Raw genomic sequence first — 19,959 nt, forward strand, 5'->3', positions numbered from 1 at the left:
GGCCCCGGGGTCGCGGCGAGTGCGTGACCTATGATCGGGATAACCATCGGGGCCGGTCGGGCCACGGGCAGACCGCTCCGGGCGGGCGCGAGCGGAGTGGAGCGGAAGGGCCTCATGGCGGAGCCGACAGGCTGGGAACCGGTACCCCGCTCGCGCACCTTCGAGTTGGTGCTGGACCGGATCGAGGAGCAGATCCTGGCCGGCAAGCTCCGGGTCGGCGACCGCCTGCCCCCCGAGCGCGAGCTGGTGGAGCTGCTCGGCGTCAGCCGGGCCGCGATCCGCGAGGCGCTGCGGGTGCTGGAGGCGCAGGGCGTGGTGCGGGCGAAGGTCGGCACCGGCCCGGACTCGGGCAGCGTGATCGCCGCCCTGCCGACCGCCGGCCTGACCCAGCTGCTCCGCTTCCACCTCGCGCTGGCCAACTTCCCGCTGCCCGACGTGGTGGACACCCGCGCCGCCCTGGAGCGCTCCAGCGCCCGACTGGCCGCCGAGCGCGCCGCCGCCGGCCGGGCCACCGATCAACTGACCGCGCTCGGCGAGCTGTTGGCCCGGATGGACGACCCGGCACTGACCCGCGAGCAGTTCAACGACTGCGACACCGCCTTCCATGTGGCGATCGCCGAGGCCGGCGGCAACCGCCTGATGGCCGACCTGACCATCGCGGTCCGCAACGCCGTCCGCCACCCGCTGCTCACCGCCTTCCACCGCATCACCGACTGGCCGGCCGCCGCCGCGACCCTGCGCGCCGAGCACCACGCGATCCACACGGCCATCACGGCCGGGGACGCCGAGGCGGCAGGGGAACTGATGGAGGCCCACATCCACCGCTTCCACCACGAGGTGGCCCTCCCCGCCCTCGCCGCGGACGACGAAGACTGACGCCCCGCCACCGGCGGCCTGGCCACCGAGCCCTGCCGCGCCCCCTCGGCCCCGCGACCCACTGCCCGCCGCCTCGCCGCGCGAGGAGCCGGTGACGCCGCATACCCGAAGGAACACATCGTCCGGGCGCCCCGGGGCCCGGCTCTCACCAGCCACCCAGCGTGCACCCCCACCCAGCCGACCCTCCCGCCACCCTCCCCTCCCCGCCCTCCGAGGTGTATGGTCTGACCAAAGAATGGCCGACCCGAGGACTCCCATGCGTGTCGCACTCTTCCTGACCTGCGTCAACGACGCCCTCTATCCGGACACCGGCCGCGCCGTGGTCACCGTGCTGGAGCGCCTCGGCGTCGAGGTGGACTTCCCGATCGGCCAGACCTGCTGCGGGCAGCCGCAGTACAACACCGGCTACCGGCGTGAGACCGAGCCGCTGGTCCGCCGGATGGCCCGGGTGTTCGCCGACTACGACCACATGGTCACCCCTTCCGGCTCCTGCGCGGCGATGGTGCGGGACAACTACCCCCGGATCGGCGCCAAGGCACGTGCGGAGGGGCGCGGCACGGCGCTGGAGCGCGCCGCCGGCGAGGTGGTCCCCAAGGTGTACGAGCTGACCGAGTTCCTGGTGGACGTGCTGGGCGTGACGGACGTCGGCGCCTCCTTCCCGCACACCGTGACCTACCACCCGTCCTGCCACGGGCTGCGGATGCTCGGCCTGGGCGACCGGCCGCGCCGGCTGCTGCAGGCGGTGAAGGGGTTGGAGCTCGTGGAACTGCCGGGCGCCGATGAGTGCTGCGGGTTCGGCGGCACCTTCGCGGTGAAGAACGCGGCGGTCTCCACCGCGATGGGGCAGGACAAGGTGCGCAACGCCCGCTCCACCGGCGCCGAGGTGCTGTGCGGCGCCGACAACTCCTGCCTGATGCACCTGGGCGGCCTGCTGCACCGCCAGGACGAGCCGATGCGCGCGCTGCACATCGCCGAGATCCTGGCCGCGACCGAGGAGTTGGCGGTGCCCGCATGAGCCGCACCTTCGTCGGCATGCCTGCCTTCCCGAAGGCCGCCGCCGTCTCCACCCAGGACCGCAGGCTGCGGGCCAACCTCACCCACGCCACCCACACCATCCGCGACAAGCGCGCCAAGGCCGTCACCGAGCTGGACGACTGGGCCGAACTCCGGCTGGCCGGCAAGGAGATCAAGGACCGCACGCTCGCCGAGCTGGACCGCTACCTGCTCCAGGCCGAGGCGGCGGTCACGGCCGCCGGCGGCACGGTGCACTGGGCCGCCGACGCGGCGGAGGCGAACCGCATCGTGGCGGAGCTGGTCAAGGCGACCGGCGAGCGCGAGGTGGTCAAGGTCAAGTCGATGGCCACCCAGGAGATCGAGCTCAACGAGGCCCTGGCGGCCGAGGGCATCACCGCCTACGAGACGGACCTGGCCGAGCTGATCGTGCAGTTGGGCGACGACCTGCCCTCGCACATCCTGGTCCCGGCGATCCACCGCAACCGCGCCGAGATCCGCGACATCTTCGCCCAGAACATGGCGGATTGGGGCCGCCCGGCACCGGACGGCCTGACCGACACCCCGGCCGAGCTGGCGGAGGCGGCCCGGCTGCACCTGCGGGAGAAGTTCCTCCGGGCCAAGGTGGCGGTCTCGGGCGCCAACTTCCTGGTGGCGGAGACCGGAACGCTGGTGGTGGTGGAGTCCGAGGGCAACGGGCGGATGTGCCTGACCCTGCCGGAGACCCTGATCTCGGTGGTGGGGATCGAGAAGGTGGTCCCCACCTGGCGGGATCTGGAGGTCTTCCTCCAGCTGCTGCCGCGCTCCTCGACCGCGGAGCGGATGAACCCGTACACCTCCACCTGGTCGGGCACGACCGATGGTGACGGTCCGTCAGCCTTCCACCTGGTCCTGCTCGACAACGGCCGCACCGACACCCTCGCCGACCAGGTGGGGCGCCAGGCGCTGCGCTGCATCCGCTGCTCGGCCTGCCTGAACGTCTGCCCGGTGTACGAGCGGGCGGGCGGACATGCCTACGGGTCGCCGTACCCGGGGCCGATCGGGGCGATCCTCTCGCCCCAACTGCGGGGCCTGCAGAGCGAGGTGGATGCATCGCTGCCCTATGCGTCCTCGCTCTGCGGCGCGTGCTACGAGGTCTGCCCGGTGGCGATCGACATCCCGGAGGTGCTGGTCCACCTGCGCGAGAAGGTCGCGGAGAAGGGCGGCGCGGGGCACCGGTTGGAGCGGGTGGCGATGAAGTCGGCGAGCTGGCTGCTGGACCACCCGGCGGCGTACTCGATGGCGCTGCGGGGAACGGGACTTGCCCGTGGAGTGCAGCCGCGCCGGGTACCGATCCCGGGGGCCGCGAAGGCGTGGACGGACAGCCGGGACCTGCCGGCCCTGCCGGAGCAGTCGTTCCGGGCCTGGTGGAGCAAGGGAGAGAACCGATGACGACGGGATCGCGCGAGCAGGTCCTGGCGAGGATCCGCGCTGCACTGGCCGACCACCCGGTGGCGCCCGAGCCCGCACGGGGATACCGGTCAGCGCACGTGGAGTCGGAGCCGGCGGCGCTGCGCGATCTGCTGGCCGAGCATCTGGCGGACTACCGGGCGGTGGTGCACCGGGCCACGTCAGTCGAACTGCCGAAGGTGATCGCCGAGTTGCTGACGGCCCGGGGAGCGCGGAAGGTCGCCGTCCCGACCGGACTGCCGGCCGCCTGGACCATCGACCTCGCCGAAGCCGCAATCGAAATCCTGCACGACAGCGAGGAGTTGACCCCCGAGCGGCTTGAGCAGGTCGACACCACCCTGACCGGCTGCGCCCTGGCCATCGCGGAGACGGGCACGATCGTGCTGGACGCCGGCCCGGACCAGGGCCGCCGGCGGCTCACCCTGGTCCCGGACCACCACATCTGCGTGATCCGGGCCGACCAGGTCGTCGCCTCCGTCCCGCAGGCGCTGCCGCTCCTCGACCCGCGGCGCCCGCAGACCTGGATCTCGGGCCCGTCGGCGACCAGCGACATCGAGTTGGAGCGGGTCGAGGGCGTGCACGGCCCGAGGCGCCTGGAGGTCGTGATCCTCGCCGACTGACAGTGGTCAGCCGGTCTGCCCCAGCGCTGCCAGCACGTCGGCCTTCCGGGGCGGGCCGCTGGCGCGCTGGACCACGCGACCGTCGGTGTCGAGGACGAGCACGGTGGGCGTGCGCAGGACCTGGAACCGCCGGACCAGGTCCAGCCGCTGCTCGGCGTCGATTTCCAGGTGGATCACGCCGGGCTGCTGCGCGGCGACCTCGGAGAGGAGCCGGCGGGTCGCACGGCAGGGCTGGCAGAACTCGGTGGAGAACTGCACGAAGGTCGCGCGCGCTCCCAGTTCCGCCCCGTTGCCCAGGTCGGCGGCCGTGAGCACCGCCGCGTCGGCCGAGTCGTCCGGGCGGAGCCGTCCGTCACGCCGCTTCCTGGTCAGGCCGGCGACGGTCGCCAGCGCGAGCACCAGCGCGCACACTATGAGTCCGGTCATGCGCTCCAGTGTGCGGCACGCGTCCAGCCCTCGGATGTGCCTTGGCCGCCGTGAGCCGCGGAGCTACCATCGCGGCGTGGACATCGCAGGCACCGAGCTGACGCGCCGCAGGGTCATCGACCTCTGCCGGGCGTCCGCCACGCGCTGTCGCTGAGGCACTGCCCAGCGCCCTGCCGTACCGCCTTCCCGGAGTCCACCCGTGCAGATCGACCCTCGCGGGCCGCGCTTCGCCGCGTCCCTGACCACTCTCGTCCTCGCCGTCGTGCTGGTCACCGGCAGCGGCTGGCTACTCGCCGCGCAGACGCTGGTCTTCGCCCTAGGCGCCTCCGACCTCGGCCGTTCGCCTTACGGGTGGCTGTACCGGCGCTTGGTCCGCCCCCGCCTCGGCCCACCCCAGGAGCTGGAGGACGCCCGCGCCCCGCAGTTCGCGCAAGCGGTCGGCCTGGTCTTCGGCCTGCTCGGCACGGTCGGTTATCTGGCCGGCCTCACCTGGCTCGGCCTCGCCGCGACTGGCTGCGCTCTGGCCGCTGCGTTCCTGAACTCGGCCTTCGGGTACTGCCTCGGGTGCGAGCTGTACCTGTTGCTGCGCCGCGGGCAGGCACGGGTGAGCGGCCACCAGGACTGACGCCGCTGCAAGTGCAATGACCCCGGCCTGCGGGCCGGGGTCATTTACATGTCATAGGGCTCACGCTTCACCGCGCACGCCCCCAGCGTGCACCTTCGCCAGGAACGCGTTCCAGGCGCCGGGGGCGAAGACCAGTGCGGGGCCGTGCGGGTCCTTGCTGTCGCGGACGGGGACGGCGCCAGGCACGGCAATGGCAACCTCGACACACTCGCCGTTCCCGTCACTGAACGACGACTTGCGCCACACCGTAGCCGTCAGATTCATGGTCACTTCCCGTACTCCTTTGCAACCTCGCGCAACCAGAGAATCGATTTCTCAGGCTGCATCGCGGAAGCCATCAGCCGCTCAAAAACGTTCTGGTGATACTCGGTGTCTGCGGGCTTCTCCGTATAGACGCTGCTTGTCGGCGCCTCGGAATAGGCAATGTTCCCCGGGATATCCCTGAACGAGAGCAGAGTAAAGGCCTACCCATGGCCTCGTGCGCACCAGCACTGAACGGCAGCACCTGGATGGTGATGTTCGAGCGCTCATCGGCCAACTCCGCGAGGCGGTCAAGCTGCAAGCGCATGACCTCAGCGGAACCCACTGGCCGCCGCAGGACAGCTTCGTTAATGATCGCCCAGAGCGTCAGCGGGTTAGGACGGGAAAGGATCTCCTGACGCTGCATCCGCAACGCGATACGGCGCTCCCCTTCACCTTCCTCCTCGTACCTCAGCGGCACCGAGGCTCGGACGATCGCGCGAGCATACTCCTCGGTCTGCAGCAGCCCTGGGACGATCTCCGACTGGTAAGTCCGAATCGTAGCCGCATCAGCTTCCAGCCCCACATACGCCTTGAACCAATCTGGCAGTGCATCGCCATAACTCTGCCACCAGCCGGGCTGGCGACTCTTCCGAGCGAGCGATGTCAACTGCTTGATGTCCTCTGCGCCCGTCACCCCGTAGAGTGCCAACAGCGGCCGCACATCCCGCTCGCGCAAGCCCACTTCGCCGCTCTCGATGCGGCTGACCTTGCTGGGTGACCAATCGAGCGCTTCAGCAACGTCCTTACCAGTGAGTCCCGCCCGATTTCGCAACTCCCGCAGCTCCGAACCGAGACTACGACGCAGCACGGTTGGACTGTCCACCCGTCACCCTCCCTGGTCGCTTGCGTGGATACACGGTCTGCCACCCCCTCCCGAGCGATCGAACCGCCTAGCGATTTCCGGAAGTGCAGCAAATCTGCACTTACAGACGATCACGAGACGGGAGCATGCTACTCGCCGTGGAGACCTCCACACGGATCGTGAGCATGACGGCCCGTCACCGGGCATTCCCATGCCCTCAGGCCGCCGGACATCCAACTGCATCTCTCCAAGGGAGCTTTGCCAGGCCTGAAACCCCCGACCAGTCGCCCGAGCCCACCCTCCAGGAGCAGTACTGGCTCCCCAAGAGCCGACGCTCGCCGAGCCTGGCCAGGCGACAGCTCCGCGACTTCCTCGCCAAGCTCCCCGACGGCCACCGCTACACCGAGACCGCCCAGTTGCTGACCAGCGAGCTCGTCACCAATGCCCTCCTGCACGGCACCACCCGCGACCACCTCATCAAACTCACCCTCGAATCCGACGGCGAACGCCTGACCATCTCGGTGGATGACGCCTCCGCCTCGCCGCCCAAGCCCGGAATCCTGTCCAACGGCGAATCGGGCCACGGCCTCCAGCTCGTACACAAGCTCTGCGAGGACTGGGGCCGGGGCCCGCGCGAGGGCATCGGCAAGCGCGTCTGGTGTGTCTGCGCCCCGAGCACGCTGTGAGCAGCGGCCCCTACACCAGCGGCCCGGTGATCGTGGAACTCACCGGGATCACCTGCCCGGCCCGCTTCCCCTCCCTCACCACCGCGCTCACCGCAACCTGGGAGTCGATGAAGCTGCTCCCCCTCGACGCGGCCCACCGGGACGCGTTCGGACTGATCCTCAACCGCCCCCGCTCCGCCGCCTACATGCTCGAACGCCTCGCCCACGAGCCCGTCGTGACGATCACCTTCACCCTCCCCGACGGCCCACACCTCCTGCGGCTCCACCTCAGCCCGCAGTAGCCGCCGGCCCTACTGATGGAGTCCCACGGGTCCGCCAAGAACCCATCCACATACCAGGACGAACGCCCGCACCCCTGCTATCGTGCACCGATGTCAGCGATCAAGAAGTTCCAAGTCACCTTCGACTGTGCCGAACCCGAGCGCCTGGCCCGCTTCTGGTGCGAGGTGCTGGGGTACGTCGTACCGCCGCCGCCCGGGGAGTTCGCCAGCTGGGACGAGTACAAGGCCGCGCAGCCGCCCGAGGAACGGGACTCCTGGTTCGCCTGCGTGGATCCGACCGGCGAGGGCCCGCGGCTGTACTTCCAGCGCGTACCCGAGGGGAAGGCCGCCAAGAACCGGGTGCACCTCGATGTCCGGGTCGGCACCGGCCTGGTGGGCAAGGAGCGCCTGGCCGTGCTGGAGGCGGAGTGCGCGCGCCTGCTGCCGCTCGGCGCGGTGCACGTGCAGACGCTCTACGACGGCACCGACTCCTGCATCCCGATGCAGGACATCGAGGGTAACGAGTTCTGCATCGACTGAGCCCCCTTCGCCGGCCGACCCGCGTCCGGCCGCAGCCGGGGGCCGCACCGAGCCGCGGCTCAGGCGACGGCGTTCCAGTAGTCGACCAGGTAGAGCCCGGCCAGCCCGCCGAGGGAGAGCGCCGACCACAGCGGCCGGCGCCCCCGGTGCAGGGCGATACCCGCCGAGCCCACCAGCCAGATGGCGGGGACGCCACACCGCCGGCCGACGCCCCGCCCCGCCCCGGCCCGCCCCCGGGCCTTGTCCGCGCATCAACTCCCCACCCGGAAGGGCAGATTCAGGCCAGCTTCCGCCATGCGTCCGCGCCCGGCACCGGACCCCCGCATACTGTGCACATCAGCTCACGCAGTGTGATCTGACTGGGGCGTTCCGACCAGAGCCTCCACTTCCACCGTTCCCGGATGGGAGCCGAAATGGCACGACGACCACACGTCCGCTCGCGCGTGCTCATCCCCTTGCTCGGCATACTCCTGGCCACCCTCGCCGTTCCCCGGGCCCCGGCCGCCTGGGCCGACGCCTCCTCGGTGGCCTCCCCCCAACAACCGCCCCCCGCGCGACTGGTCGGGATGGACCGGAACGGCGATCTGGAGGCGTTCGTCCGCTCGCCCGACGACGGTGCCGTCTGGCACGCCAGCCAGCAGCAGCCCGGCACCAACTGGAGCGACTGGAGCTCGCTGGGCGGCGCCACGGACACCGACCCGGTGGTGGCGACCAACTCGGACGGCCGCCTCGAGGTCTTCCTCCTCAAGAACGGCGTCCTCACCTCGCAGGCCCAGGCCGGCGACGGCACCTGGGGAACGACCTGGACCCAGCCCCAGCCGGGGCACCTCGACAGCGACATCGCGGTCGGGGCGAACGTGGACGGGAGCCTCCAGGTCTTCGGCGTCGCGGCCGGCGGCCTGTGGACCGTCGCCCAGACGGTGCCCGGCAGCGTGCAGGGCGAGAATTGGGACCCTTGGACCACCACGGGCTTCCCCGGTCCCGGCGTGACCCTGGTCGGCCGCCCGGCGGTCGCGCAGAACGCCAAAGGCCAGTTGGAGGTGTTCGTCCGCGGCAGCGACACCGAGCTCTGGAGCATTACCGAGACCAGCGCGAACAGCAAGGAGTCCTGGGGTCCCTGGACGCCCATGGTCGGGAGCTTCGAGAGCGACCCGGCCGTGGCCTCCAACAAGGACGGCCGGCTGCAGGTCTTCGGCACCGGCCTGGACCGCAACGTCTGGTACAACACCCAGACGAGCGACCAGACGGGATGGACGGGCTGGAGTGAACTGGCCGGCGGCGGAACCCCGTTCGGTGCCATGGTCGGCGCCCCGACGGTGGCGACCAACGCCGACGGACGGCTGGAGGTCTTCGCCTACCTGTCCGACGGCAACATCTGGCACACCAAGCAGACCCAGCCCAGCAGCACCACCTCATGGAGCGTGCGGACCAACCTGGGCCCCGGGGGCGGCGACCCGAGCGCGGTCGCCAACCAGGACGGGCGCCTGGAGTTCTTCGACCTGCAGAGCGACAACACCCTGGGGCACCGCGCACAGAACGAGCCGAACGCGCCCTCGCCACCCACCGACGACTGGACCGACTGGGACAACCTCGGCTACGGCTACGACCCCTGCCGGGGCAATGGCACTCCGGTCTGCCTGAGCATCCTCAACTCCGGCTACGGCACCGCCCTGGCCCCCGAGAACACCACCGACGCGAGCCCGTGGGTCGACTCGGCCCCCGCCCAGAGCGGCACCGCCGCCCAGCAGTGGACGATGGTCCGGGACAGCAGCGGAAGCGGTCTCTTCCAGCTGCGGAACCGGGCGCTGAGCAAGCTCTGCCTCGACACGGCCTTCGACGTCGGACAGGCGGCCTGGCGCACCAACCTGGTGGCCTGCAACAGCCAGGACGTCGGCCAGCAGTGGTACGTCGAACCCGGCGGCACACCGGGGACGTACCAGATGAAACAACTGAGCGGCAACGAAGGCCTGGTGGCCTCCGACCCCGATCCCACCACCGGCATGGACACCGTCGAGATGGGCGACTCCGCCAAGGCTTACGGGGGTTACAACGTCTGGAAGCCGGGCACGTCCGCCGGCGTCATGACCGGCATGAGCCAGCTCGCCGCCCAGTACGGCCTCACCCTCTGCGCCAAGGACAGCAGTACCTGCAGCTTCAGCGTCGACAAGAGCCTGCCGACGGCCTACTTCGAAGGCCGCAGCTGCCTCAAGGGCACGCTGTACTACAACGCCAGCAACGTGCCGCAGACTCCGTTCGCCAGCGTCACCGACACCACCGGGTGGGAGAACACCGTCGGCGGATCCCTCACTCTCGGGGGGGTCGTGGGCACCGGTCCCCAGTCCACCATCACCCTCCAGGTCACATCCTCGGTCACGGCCTCCTACTCGCACAGCTTCCTCAGGTCGGAAGCGATCCAGTACTCCTCCTACCTCAATCTCCAACCAGGACAGTACGGATGGCTGGAGACCGCGACCGTCACCAAGAGGGTCACCGGCACCTGGTCCTTCGACAGGAACCGGGTCGCCTGGAGCACCCCGGGCCAGAGCACCGTCCACGCCCTGGACGGCACCGACAACGCCGGCAGCACCGTGAAGATCGTCGACACCTCGACGCTCCCGCCGAGCAACTGCTGATCCCGGGCTGCCGCGGTGGGGGGGGGGGGGGCCCCCCCCCCCCGGGGGCGGCCCCCCCCCCCCCCCCCCCCCCCCCCCCACCGGCGGCCCCGGGGGCGGCGGGGGGCGCCCCCGGCCCCGCCGCGCCCGGCCCCCCCACCACTCCCCCTCGGGCCGGCCCGTCCGCACACGGATAGACTCCCGGCAGCGGAACTCCCCATCCCGAGAGGCGCGATCATGCCCGGCACCGCACATGAGCTGTCCTCCCCCTGGGAGGCTGTCCTCCTCGAACCGCACACACCCAACGGTGCGGCCGTCATCGTGCTCAGCGGCTCCAGCGGCCGCATCGACCGGCAGCGGACCGAACTCCTCGCCGAGCAGGGGTTCCTCACCCTCGCCATCCGCTGGTTCGGCGGCCCCGGCCAACCGGCCGGCATCTGCGAGGTACCGCTGGAGACCTTCGTCGCAGCCGTCGACCTGCTCGACTCCCGTGGCGCGCGACGGATCAGCATCCTCGGCTGGTCCAAGGGCGCCGAGGCGGCTCTGCTCACCGCCGTCCACGAGCCACGGGTGGACGCCGTGGTGGCGGTCTCGCCGACGGCCCTCACCTGGTGCAACCTCGGTCCGGGCCTCGACGGGCGGCAGCGGCCCTACCGCTCGGGGTGGACTTGGCAGGGGCAGCCGCTGCCCTTCGTCCCGCTCGACGACACCTGGTTCGAGGCCGATCACGGCGAGGGCCCGGTGGCGGTGCGCAGCTCCTACGACTTGAGCGAGCGCACCTTCGCCGACCGGCTCGCCACCGCCGCCATCCCCGTCGAGCGGATGAGCGCCGACCTGCTGCTGATCGCCGGCGGCGATGACGAGATGTGGGGATCGCTGCGCTACGCCGAGCAGTTGGCCGCCCGCCGCCGGGCAGCCGGCCTGCCGGTGCGGCTGGTGGCCCGCGCGGACGCGGGCCACCGGGTGCGCTTCCCGGGCGAGACGCCCGCCCCGCCCTCCCCCGTCTACCTGTACGGCGGCACGGACGAGGCCAACGCCCGCCTGGGTGCGGCGGCCTGGGAGCCCATCCTTTCCACGCTAGCCCTGCCGTAGCGCGGGCATCGGCACCGGCACCGAGAGTGCCGTCGCGCCGGCGCCCACGCCGCCCTCGCAGCTGTTCGGCGGGTCCGTGGTGACGCCCCGGCTGGACGGCTGCTCGGCGGCCCAGAACATGTAGCCCAGCATCCCGGGTGTGCTGCCCGCGCCCGCCGGGGCGGCCGACTGGAGCCACGAGCTGCTGGAATTCTGCACCGAGGAGGAGAAGTTGGTGCATTCGGGCCGGACCGACGAACCCTCGGCGATGTAGAGGCCGCCGGTGAACTTGGCGGGGGCGAGCGGCGGGATCGGGGGGCTGTAGGTCGGCTTGCCGGTCAGGTGCTCCTGCCAGTTGCTCTCCGCGGTGGCGGCGGAGGGCTGCTTGCTGGGCACCATCGCGTTCGCGTAGTCCAGCACCGGGGCGCTCGTGGTCAGCCAGTTGGCGGTGGCGTACTGGTCGATGCCGGTGAGCCAGCGGTCGCCGGCCGCGACGTCGATGGTGAACCGGGCGGTCGGGTCGGCACCCGTCGCATCGTACGGGTGGGCGGCGCGGTAGGCCGAGACGAAGGCCTGGAGGCCCGTCAGGTTCGGGCTGGAGGCGTTCTCGTAGTCGATCTCGATGCCCACTCCCAGGCTGCTCGCCAGCGCGGCCGCCTTCTGCCCGAGCAGGGTGGGGTTCTGGCCGAGTGCCGTGTCCCAGTCCCCGGCGTAGGTGATGCCGCCGATCGAGAGCATCACCCGGATCCCGTGGCCGGTGAAGTAGTTGACGATCGCCGGGGTCATCCCGACCGGCACGCCGTTGGCATCACCCGCGTCGTTGGTGCCGTTCAGCAGCCGCAGCGGGTTGACGAAGCTGAGCACCACCAGGTTGACCGAGGGGCGCCCGTCGCCGCGGTCGATCAGCCAGTGGTTCTGGTGGTCGAAGTCGGCCATGTCCCGCACGCTGCCCCAGAGGCAGGCGTCGTTGGAGCAGTGCCAGGCGCCGTACACCTGGACGGGGGTCGACGCGGCCGGGGCCGCGGCCACCGCGGGTGCGGTGAGCGCGGCCAGCAGCAGTCCGGCCGCGCCGAGCAGGGCGCTGAACGGTCGGAGTCGTACGGGGAACGCGCGCATGGATGCCTCCTGAGCGGCAGGTGGGTCCCCGGGCACCGCACAGCGTGCGGTGCCGTCCGCGTCCTGTCAATGGTCCACACCATTTCCGCGGCCCGCCCGCCGAGACGCCTCCACGGGCCGCCCGGCCGCCCGGCCTAGGATCAACCCGGGGACGAACGGGTTTCCCTGATCGACCATCACCTCCAGAGGAGTCGAGCATGAACGTCGGATTCGTCGGCCTTGGCGCGATGGGACGGGCGATGGCGGGGCAGCTGCTCGCGGCGGGGCACCGGGTGCAGGTCTGGAACCGCTCGCCGGAGCCGGTCGAGCAACTGGTGGCGCAGGGCGCGGTGGCCGCCGGGAGCGTCGCCGAGGTGTTCACGGCCAACGAGGTCGTGGTCTCGATGCTCGCCAACGACGCGGCGGTGGAGGCCCTGCTGCTCGACGAGGAGCTGCTGGCGGGCGCGACCGCCGGGGTGCACGTCAACATGGCCACCATCTCCACCGAGCTCGCCGTCCGCGCGACCGAGCTGCACCGGCGGCACGGCCTCGGGTACGTCGCCGCACCCGTGCTGGGCCGGCCGGACGCGGCGGCGGCCGGGAACCTCGCCATCCTGGCGGGCGGACCGGAGGAGCTGCTGGACCGGGTCGCGCCGGTCTTCGCCGCCGTCGGCCGCCACACCTACCGGCTGGGCACCGAGCCGCAGCAGGCCAACCTGTGCAAGATCAGCATCAACTTCATGCTCTTCTCGGCGGTGGAGGCCTTCGCCGAGGCGGCCGCGCTGGGCGAGTCCGGCGGCCTGGCGGCGGCCGACCTGCTGGAGGTGGTGACGGGCACCCTCTTCCCCGGGCCGGTGTACGCGGGCTACGGCGGTGCGATCGCCGCCGAGCGCTACGAACCGGCCGGCTTCCGGGTGGAGTTGGCCCTCAAGGACGTCAGCCTGGCGCTGGCGAGCGGCGCCGCCAACGCCGTCCCGCTGCCCCTGGCCAGCCTGCTCCGCGACGCCTTCCTCGACAACATCGCCCATGGCGAGGCCGCGCTCGACAGCTCCGCCCTCGGCCGGACCGCCCGCCGCCGCGCCGGCCTGGACGAGCGCAAGAGCTGAACCCGTTGAAGGGCCGGCCGACGGCTGCGATGATCGTCCTCATGCCGACCACCCCCGCACCCACCGCCGAGGCCTGGCTGCGCGGCGTCGCCGCCAACCCGGCGGCCCCGGCCGGGGTGCTGCTGCGACTGCTCGCCGCACCGGCGGCGGTCGCGGTCCTGCCGATCCTCTGCGGGCAGCGCACGCTGCCCGCAGAGGTGGCCGAGGCGGTGCTCGCCCACCCGGACCCGGTCGCCCGCCTCGCCTTCGCCCGCAACCCGCACGTCGACCCGGCACAGCGCGGCCGCCTGGCCGAGGACCCGGACGGGATGGTCCGCGCCTCCCTGGCGAGCGGCCCGCACCCCAGGCCCCAACTGGCCCGGCCGCTGCCCGATGAGGTCCTCGACGCGCTGCTGACGGCCGAGGACCGGCCGGGCCTGCTCTCCGCGAACGAGATCCGGCACGAGTTGGCGTTCTCCGGGCAGATCCCGCACTCCTTCCGGCGCCGGATGCCCGAGCACCCGGACGCCCGGCTGCGGCGCGACTCGACCGTCTTCTGGTTCTGGCTGACCCCTGCCCAGCGCAGCGCGCTGCTCGCCGACTCCGACCCCGCGGTGCGCGAGGCCGCCCGCCGCGAGCAGCAGCCGGTCGACCCGGCGAGCCTGCCGCAGCTCTCCGAGCGCAGCCGGTACACCGTACTCACCCACTACGCCGTATCGCTCACACTCGCCGAGCGCTGTCTCGCGGAGCGCCGCGACCTGGACGCGCTGGCCCGCAACCGGCGGATACCGGAGCCGGTGGTCGCCCGCCTGGTCCGGGATCCGGACCCGGAGATCCGCGAACGCATGGCTGACCGCGGAGATCTGACGGTCAGTCAGCTGACGGCGCTGATCGCCGACCCCGACCCCGCCGTCCGCACCCGTGCCGAACTGCACGGCACGGCACCCCACACCTGGCCCCAGTGCCTCGCCGTCAACCGCGTGCTCGGCGGCAGCGCCGAGCAGATCGGCCCGGTCGGCGAGCTGTACCGCGAACCCGAGACCGCCTGGTACGCGGCCTGCGCCGACTCCCCGCACGCCGCCCTGCGCCGGACCGCCGCCACCTGCCCCCTGCTGCCCGAACAGCTGGTGCACCGCCTCGCCATCGACCCGGACCAGGACGTCCGCGACCTGCTCGCCTACAACCACCCGAAGGCACCACCCACCCTCCTCCTCGACGCCTTCCTCTCCAGCCCGAGCCGCCGCGCCCACCTGCTCACCCTCCCCCGCCTCCCCCGCACCGGCCTACACCACCTGCTGGACCACCCCGACCCGCAGGTCCGCACCCTGGCCGCCGCCGACCCCACCCTCCCGAGCCCGCCGATCCCCCAACTCACCGACACCGCGGACACCGTGCGCCACGCTGCGGCGGCCAATCCACTCCTCCCGCCCGCCCTGCTCGAAGAGCTGCTACTCCACCCCGAGCTCGCCGAACCGGCCGCCGCCAACCCGGCGCACTCCGTTGCCCGGCTTCACCAACTGCTCGACGCCTCGGGGGCGTGACTGTCGGCCCGCGGTGGGATGCTTCAGCTCGACCACACCGCACGCCCCGAACGCGGAGGCCCCCCACCCATGAGCATCGACTTCGAACCCATCTGGTACGCAACGGACTTGGGCGACTACCGGCCCAGCGGACACACCTACCTGGGCTACCCGTACGCCTCCCTCCCGCCGCTCGACGGGAGCCGCTTCTCCGGCGCCTTCGACTGGCTCGGCGACCGCAGGCCGGGCCCCGATCTCTCCGAAGACGCCGTGCGGATAGCGGAGTTGGGCAAGCAGCTGGCCGCCGAGGGGATCGAGCTGCCGGCCGACTTCATCACCTTCCACCAGGCGGCCGCCTGCGCCGGCGTGCTGGACGAGGTGTCGGTGACGGCCTGCTGGAGCAGCCTCTCGGACCCGCTGCCCAGCCCGGTGGAGCCGGGCGCCTTCCTGGTCCGGTTCTACCGGGACCAGCAGGACTGCCTGCTCTGGTACCTGTACCTGCGGCCCTCCGGCGAGTCCTTCGTGGTCTGCTCCTACCTGGACTACGAGTACGAGTACCAGGCGCGCGACTCGGCAGACCCGGACGAGGAGCCGGAGAGCGACCTCGATGACGCCGACGCCCAGCGGGCCGCCATCGTCTGGTGCGCGCCCACCTTCGAGCAATTCGCCTACCGCTGCTGGCTGGAGAACCGCATCTGGCACCAGCTGCACAGCAGCGGGGGCGAGGCAGCCGACCGACTGGACGCCGAGATGCTCGGCTACCTCGCCCACTACCGGAAGGCTCGCTAGGGCTGCAGCCGCCCGGCGAAGCGGCGCTCGAAGCCGTCGCCGGTGTCGGCGGTCACCGTGTAGTCGTACCGCCCGGCAGAGGTGGGCGCCAGCTGCAGCTGCGCGCTCCCGCCGGCCGCGACGGTGACCGTCTGCACGGCCGAACCCGCGGCCCCGAAGGCCGAGTTGGCGCCTACGGTGAAGACCGCGGCCCGGCCGCCCCGGTTGCTGAGGCTGAGCTGAACGCCCGCCGGGGACTCGACCGCCGCGACCTCGGGGTGGGCCTTGGCCGGGTCGGTCCAGGTGCGGACGTCGCCCTTGAAGCCGCGCAGGAAGCCGTCGGGGCCGTGCGCGTCGATGTCGTAGGGGCCGCCGCTGACGCCGAGCGCGCTGAAGAAGTCGCTGACGCTGCCGCCGACCGGCAGGGTGTAGCGCCAGGCGCCGAACTGGCGGTGGTTCACGGTGTACATCGACAGGCCCGCGCCCAGGGTGCCCAGGTTGTCGATGGTGATCCAGAGCTGCCCGGTGGCGGTGTCGGTCCGCGAGGAGGAGCCGAACCGGTAGCCGGTCGGCAGCGCCGGGCGGTCGCCGGACTCGACCTGCGGGGCGTGCTGGATCAGCGGCGGGAAGATCGGCGGCAGCAGCAGCTTGTCCTGCTGGGCGAGGTCGGCCAGCAGCTGCTTGGTGTCGGGCAGCGCCGGGAAGGTCCGGTTGCTGGTGGTGAAGTCGAAGGCGGACATCAGGTCGCCGCAGACGGTGCGCCGCCAGGCGGAGATGTTGGTCTCCTTCACCCCGGTCCAGTTCTCCAGGAACCGCAGCACCGACGTGTGGTCGAAGACCTCGGAGTTGACCTTGCCGCCGCGGCTCCACGGGGAGATCACGATCATCGGCACCCGGGGGCCGAGGCCGATCGGCGCGCCGTTGACGAACTCGTCGGGCGTGCCGTCCGGCGCGACCGGCGGCACCACGTGGTCGAAGAAGCCGTCGTTCTCGTCGTAGTTGAGGAGGACGACGGTCTTCGCCCAGACCTCCGGGTTGGCGGCCAGCGCCTCCAGCACCACCGAGGAGGTGAAGTCCGCACCCTGGGCCGGCGGGTAGTTGGGGTGCTCGGACTGCGCGGTCGGCGCGACCACCCAGCTCACGGCCGGCAGCTTGCCGCCGGCCACGTCGTTGGCGAAGTCGTCGGCCCCGTACCGGGCCATGCCCTTCCGGTAGAGCGGCGAGGTGGTGGGCGCCTGCTGGAAGGAGGCGAACCAGGCCAGCGCGTTGTCGTCGTAGTTGTCCTGCTGCTGGTAGACCTTCCAGGAGATGCCCGCGGCCTCCAGCCGCTCCGGGTAGGTGGTCCACGTGAAGCCGGTCCTGCTGTTGTCGGTGGCCGGGCCGCCGTGGGTGCCGGCCGGGTCGATGGTGCCGGACCACAGGTAGAGCCGGTTCGGGTCGGTGGAGGTCATCGCCGAGCAGAAGTACTGGTCGCAGACGGTGAAGTTGTCGGCGAGGGCGTACTGGAACGGGATGTCCTGGCGGCGGTAGTAGCCCATGGTGTACCAGGTCTTGGCCGGGATCCAGTTGTTCCACTGGCCGTTGGCCCAGGCGCTGTGGGTGCCGTTCCAGGAGTGGTCCAGGTCGAAGATCCGCTGGGCGTCGCTGGTCGAGGTGTCCAGGTGCCAGGGCAGCAGGGTGGTGCCGCCGACCGTGCCGAGCATCCGCTGGCTCAGCACGTCCGAGCCGTTCGGGAACCGCACCCGCGAGGTGTCGCCGTAGCCGCGCACGCCGTTCAGAGTGCCGAAGTAGTGGTCGAAGGACCGGTTCTCCTGCATCAGGACCACCACGTGCTCGACATCGTCCAGGGTGCCGGGCGCGACCGGCGCGGCCAGCGCCTGCTGCACGGAACCGGGCAGGGCGCCGAGGCCGGCGGCGGCGCCGGAGGCCACGGCGGAGCCGAGCAGGGCGCGGCGGGAGAGCGGGGACACGGTGCCTCCAGGAGGTTGGCTGAGGGGTCGACAGCCCACACGGTTACTCGCGGGTATAGCAGCGAGGATGATTCCAGGGTTGTATGAACAACGGAAGACCGCGGCATGGCCGAAGATGCCAGCGAACCACCGCGCCGCTGGTGTTGAGTGGGCGTCAGCGTATCCGCCCGAGCCCTGTGAGGTCCCGTTGTCCATCAGAGGAACCGCCGCCCACCTCGCGGCCGACGACCTGCCCCCGCTGGTCCAGAAGGCCGTGGCCGCCGCGGAGGCGGCCGGCTTCGCCCACTCCTGCCGCCCGGAGCAGGGCCGGCTGCTGCACACCCTGGCGCAGGGCGCGGTTCGCTGGATCGGCGAGACCGGCACCGGCTGCGGGGTCGGGCTGGCCTGGCTGGTCAGCGGCGCACCGCCCGGAGTGCGGCTGGTGAGCGTGGAGCGGGACGAGGAGCGGGCGGCGGTGGCCGCCGCGCTCTTCGCCGGGCTGCCGCAGGTCGAGGTGGTCCGGGCCGACTGGACGGTCCTGCACCGGCACGGCGGCCCCTACGACCTGCTGGTGCTGGACGGCGGCGGCCAGGGCAAGCAGGGCGACGAACCGGCCGACCCGGAGCGGCTGTTGGCGCTCGGCGGCACGGTGGTGATCGACGACTTCACGCCCGCCGCCGGCTGGCCCCCGCTGCACGAGGGCCGGCCGGACGAGGCGCGGCTGCACTGGCTGGAGCACCCGGCGCTGGACGCCACCGAGCTGCGCCTGGCCCCGGACTTCGCCACGGTGGTCGGCCGCCGGCGCTGACCGTGCGTCAGCCGCTCAGTACCAGACGGTGATCCGCCGCTGCTCCCCGTCCACCCGGATCCGCCCGCCGATCGGCAGCGTCAGATGCGGGTCGGTGTGGCCGAAGTCCACGTCGAACACGGCCAGGGTGTCCGGCGCGTACTCGGCGAGCGCCCGCTGCACCGCCTCGCGCTGCGCGGTGCGGTAGGCCAGCTTCTCGGCGGGCGAGTTGCGGCGCTGGAAGTTCCACGCCTTGGCCCGGCCCATCAGCAGCGCCGGGAACTGCCGCAGCAGCCCGCGCTCGCCGAGGTTGCGCAGGATCCGGTAGACCTCGTCGCTGCTGGGCATCTCCTCGGAGGTCTCCAGCAGCAGCACCCCGCCGGCGTACTCCTCGACCGGGCGGATCTCCCGGTCGGCCATGGCCATCCAGGCCAGGATCTCCAGGTTGCCGCCCCAGCCGGGCCCGTCCACCACCCGCTCCGGCCCGTGCCAGAGCCAGCCGCCGCAGGGCTCGCTGACCGGCTCGGCGGTCATCGACTCCGGGTCCTCCCAGGGCGAGGGCTGATCGCCGCTGCGCTCGGTCTCGCACAGCTCGAACGGCTCCCCGGGCGCGCCGAAGAGCGCGGCCCGCAGCGAGGCGTCGGTCATCGGGTGCACCCGGCCGCCGCGGCCGAGCTCCACCATCACGGTGGCGCCGTGGTAGCCGACGATGCCCAGGTTGCGCAGCGCGAGCAGCAGGTTGGTGTTGTCGCTGTAGCCGTAGAAGGGCTTGGGGTTGGCCTGGATCAGCTCGCGGTCCAGGTGCGGCAGCACGGTGATCTGGTCCTCGCCGCCGATGGTGGCGATCACCGCCTTGACGGTCGGGTCGGCGAAGGCGGCGTGCAGGTCGGCGGCGCGCTGCTCGGGGGTGGCGCCGAGCAGCCGGGTGGTCGGGTACTCGACGGGCTCCAGGCCGTACTCCTCGCGCAGCCGGCGAACGCCCAGCTCGTACGGGTGCGGGAAGACGGCGGGCAGGCCGGCCGCGGGCGAGAGCACGGCGATCCGGTCGCCGGGGCGCGGCTTGGGCGGGGCGACGGCGGTCGGCACGGTCGCCGCCAGCCGCTCCAGTTCCTCGGCCCGGCGCAGGTCCTTGGGCCGGCCGACGGCGCGCCGCATCGCGATCAGGTCGGCGCGGCGCAGGTAGCGCAGCAGGGTGCCGTCCGCGCCCGGGGTGGTGAGCGCGCGGCCGGTGAAGCCGGAGACGTCGAGCGGGCCCCAGGGCAGCTTGGGCGTGCAGAGGTCGCCGGAGGCCCGCTCGGTCCGGAAGTCCAGCTTGCGGGCATGGAAGGAGTCGGCGGTGCACGGCACTTCGGTGCCGTCCTCGTCGTAGAGCCGGGCGCCGAGGGCGGCGAAGGCCTCGGCCATCGCGCCGGCCCGGGCCGGGTCGCCGTCCCAGAGCAGGTCGAGGTCGCCGGTCAGCTCGGTGGAGCCGTGC

General features: G+C 72.1%; 19 protein-coding genes and 1 pseudogene. 14 read left to right on the forward strand and 6 right to left on the reverse strand.

What is annotated here, in order from left to right; translation table 11 throughout:
* Window positions 1-114: 114 nt before the first annotated feature.
* The 4 genes from ACFYNO_RS18560 (at window position 115) to ACFYNO_RS18575 (ending at window position 3,956) form a co-directional block, all read left to right on the forward strand.
* The gene (locus ACFYNO_RS18560) at window positions 115-876 is read left to right on the forward strand and encodes a FadR/GntR family transcriptional regulator (protein WP_388012828.1); all 762 of its coding nucleotides are present in this window, start codon (window positions 115-117) and stop codon (window positions 874-876) included.
* 256 nt (window positions 877-1,132) lie between these two features.
* Window positions 1,133-1,891, forward strand: a complete 759-nt coding sequence (locus ACFYNO_RS18565) for a (Fe-S)-binding protein (protein WP_388012831.1) — start codon at window positions 1,133-1,135, stop codon at window positions 1,889-1,891.
* A complete protein-coding gene (locus ACFYNO_RS18570) occupies window positions 1,888-3,318 on the forward strand; it encodes a lactate utilization protein B (RefSeq protein WP_388012834.1) in 1,431 nt (476 codons plus the stop codon). The genes ACFYNO_RS18565 and ACFYNO_RS18570 overlap by 4 nt, the downstream gene beginning before the upstream one ends.
* Window positions 3,315-3,956 carry a lactate utilization protein C gene (locus ACFYNO_RS18575; protein WP_388012837.1) on the forward strand — a complete coding sequence of 214 codons (642 nt, stop codon included), beginning with the start codon at window positions 3,315-3,317 and terminating at the stop codon, window positions 3,954-3,956. Before ACFYNO_RS18570 ends, ACFYNO_RS18575 begins: the two co-directional genes overlap by 4 nt.
* Before the next feature lie 6 nt (window positions 3,957-3,962).
* Here ACFYNO_RS18575 and ACFYNO_RS18580 read toward each other — a convergent pair whose 3' ends face one another.
* Entirely contained in the window at window positions 3,963-4,382 is a 420-nt protein-coding gene (locus ACFYNO_RS18580; RefSeq protein WP_388012840.1) for a thioredoxin family protein, read from the reverse strand.
* A 199-nt stretch (window positions 4,383-4,581) separates the two neighbouring features.
* Here ACFYNO_RS18580 and ACFYNO_RS18585 point away from each other — a divergent pair, with 199 nt between their 5' ends.
* Complete coding sequence (locus ACFYNO_RS18585) at window positions 4,582-5,007, forward strand: DUF4395 domain-containing protein (protein WP_388012843.1); 426 nt, start codon at window positions 4,582-4,584, stop codon at window positions 5,005-5,007.
* 60 nt (window positions 5,008-5,067) lie between these two features.
* On the opposite strand, the gene ACFYNO_RS18590 is transcribed toward ACFYNO_RS18585, so the two are convergent.
* Together ACFYNO_RS18590 and ACFYNO_RS18595 are read right to left on the reverse strand one after the other, a co-directional pair.
* Window positions 5,068-5,271 carry a DUF397 domain-containing protein gene (locus ACFYNO_RS18590; protein WP_388013322.1) on the reverse strand — a complete coding sequence of 68 codons (204 nt, stop codon included), beginning with the start codon at window positions 5,269-5,271 and terminating at the stop codon, window positions 5,068-5,070.
* 2 nt (window positions 5,272-5,273) lie between these two features.
* A pseudogene (locus tag ACFYNO_RS18595) lies at window positions 5,274-6,133 on the reverse strand (helix-turn-helix domain-containing protein).
* Window positions 6,134-6,270: 137 nt separating this feature from the next.
* Here ACFYNO_RS18595 and ACFYNO_RS18600 point away from each other — a divergent pair.
* From ACFYNO_RS18600 to ACFYNO_RS18620, 5 genes are all read left to right on the forward strand, one after another.
* Window positions 6,271-6,798 carry an ATP-binding protein gene (locus tag ACFYNO_RS18600; protein ID WP_388012846.1) on the forward strand — a complete coding sequence of 176 codons (528 nt, stop codon included), beginning with the start codon at window positions 6,271-6,273 and terminating at the stop codon, window positions 6,796-6,798.
* Window positions 6,795-7,079 carry a hypothetical protein gene (locus ACFYNO_RS18605; RefSeq protein ID WP_388012849.1) on the forward strand — a complete coding sequence of 95 codons (285 nt, stop codon included), beginning with the start codon at window positions 6,795-6,797 and terminating at the stop codon, window positions 7,077-7,079. Before ACFYNO_RS18600 ends, ACFYNO_RS18605 begins: the two co-directional genes overlap by 4 nt.
* A gap of 90 nt (window positions 7,080-7,169) precedes the next feature.
* The gene (locus ACFYNO_RS18610) at window positions 7,170-7,598 is read left to right on the forward strand and encodes a VOC family protein (RefSeq protein ID WP_388012852.1); all 429 of its coding nucleotides are present in this window, start codon (window positions 7,170-7,172) and stop codon (window positions 7,596-7,598) included.
* A 455-nt stretch (window positions 7,599-8,053) separates the two neighbouring features.
* On the forward strand, window positions 8,054-10,231 hold the full coding sequence (locus ACFYNO_RS18615) for a hypothetical protein (RefSeq protein WP_388012855.1): 2,178 nt from the start codon (window positions 8,054-8,056) through the stop codon (window positions 10,229-10,231).
* Window positions 10,232-10,447: 216 nt separating this feature from the next.
* Complete coding sequence (locus ACFYNO_RS18620) at window positions 10,448-11,302, forward strand: acyl-CoA thioester hydrolase/BAAT C-terminal domain-containing protein (RefSeq protein ID WP_388012858.1); 855 nt, start codon at window positions 10,448-10,450, stop codon at window positions 11,300-11,302.
* Here the strand turns inward: ACFYNO_RS18620 and ACFYNO_RS18625 are convergent.
* Window positions 11,288-12,397, reverse strand: a complete 1,110-nt coding sequence (locus ACFYNO_RS18625) for a hypothetical protein (protein WP_388012861.1) — start codon at window positions 12,395-12,397, stop codon at window positions 11,288-11,290. The two genes, ACFYNO_RS18620 and ACFYNO_RS18625, sit on opposite strands and share 15 nt — an antisense overlap.
* Before the next feature lie 2 nt (window positions 12,398-12,399).
* On the opposite strand from ACFYNO_RS18625, the gene ACFYNO_RS18630 reads away from it, so the two are divergent.
* From ACFYNO_RS18630 to ACFYNO_RS18640, 3 genes are all read left to right on the forward strand, one after another.
* Window positions 12,400-13,482, forward strand: a complete 1,083-nt coding sequence (locus ACFYNO_RS18630; RefSeq protein ID WP_388012864.1) for an NAD(P)-dependent oxidoreductase — start codon at window positions 12,400-12,402, stop codon at window positions 13,480-13,482.
* A gap of 41 nt (window positions 13,483-13,523) precedes the next feature.
* Entirely contained in the window at window positions 13,524-15,002 is a 1,479-nt protein-coding gene (locus tag ACFYNO_RS18635; RefSeq protein ID WP_388012867.1) for a hypothetical protein, read from the forward strand.
* A 69-nt stretch (window positions 15,003-15,071) separates the two neighbouring features.
* Complete coding sequence (locus ACFYNO_RS18640) at window positions 15,072-15,770, forward strand: hypothetical protein (RefSeq protein ID WP_388012870.1); 699 nt, start codon at window positions 15,072-15,074, stop codon at window positions 15,768-15,770.
* Here the strand turns inward: ACFYNO_RS18640 and ACFYNO_RS18645 are convergent.
* Window positions 15,767-17,719 carry a phosphocholine-specific phospholipase C gene (locus ACFYNO_RS18645; protein WP_388012873.1) on the reverse strand — a complete coding sequence of 651 codons (1,953 nt, stop codon included), beginning with the start codon at window positions 17,717-17,719 and terminating at the stop codon, window positions 15,767-15,769. The genes ACFYNO_RS18640 and ACFYNO_RS18645 overlap by 4 nt on opposite strands.
* Window positions 17,720-17,906: 187 nt before the next feature.
* Here ACFYNO_RS18645 and ACFYNO_RS18650 point away from each other — a divergent pair, with 187 nt between their 5' ends.
* Complete coding sequence (locus ACFYNO_RS18650) at window positions 17,907-18,506, forward strand: O-methyltransferase (protein ID WP_388012876.1); 600 nt, start codon at window positions 17,907-17,909, stop codon at window positions 18,504-18,506.
* Between the two features lie 15 nt (window positions 18,507-18,521).
* Here ACFYNO_RS18650 and ACFYNO_RS18655 read toward each other — a convergent pair whose 3' ends face one another.
* Window positions 18,522-19,571 (reverse strand): S66 peptidase family protein, encoded by a 1,050-nt coding sequence (locus tag ACFYNO_RS18655; protein ID WP_388013325.1) that lies wholly within the window; start codon window positions 19,569-19,571, stop codon window positions 18,522-18,524.
* Window positions 19,572-19,959 lie beyond the last annotated feature (388 nt).

Source organism: Kitasatospora sp. NPDC006697 (assembly GCF_042869935.1).
Classification (GTDB): Bacteria; Actinomycetota; Actinomycetes; order Streptomycetales; family Streptomycetaceae; genus Kitasatospora.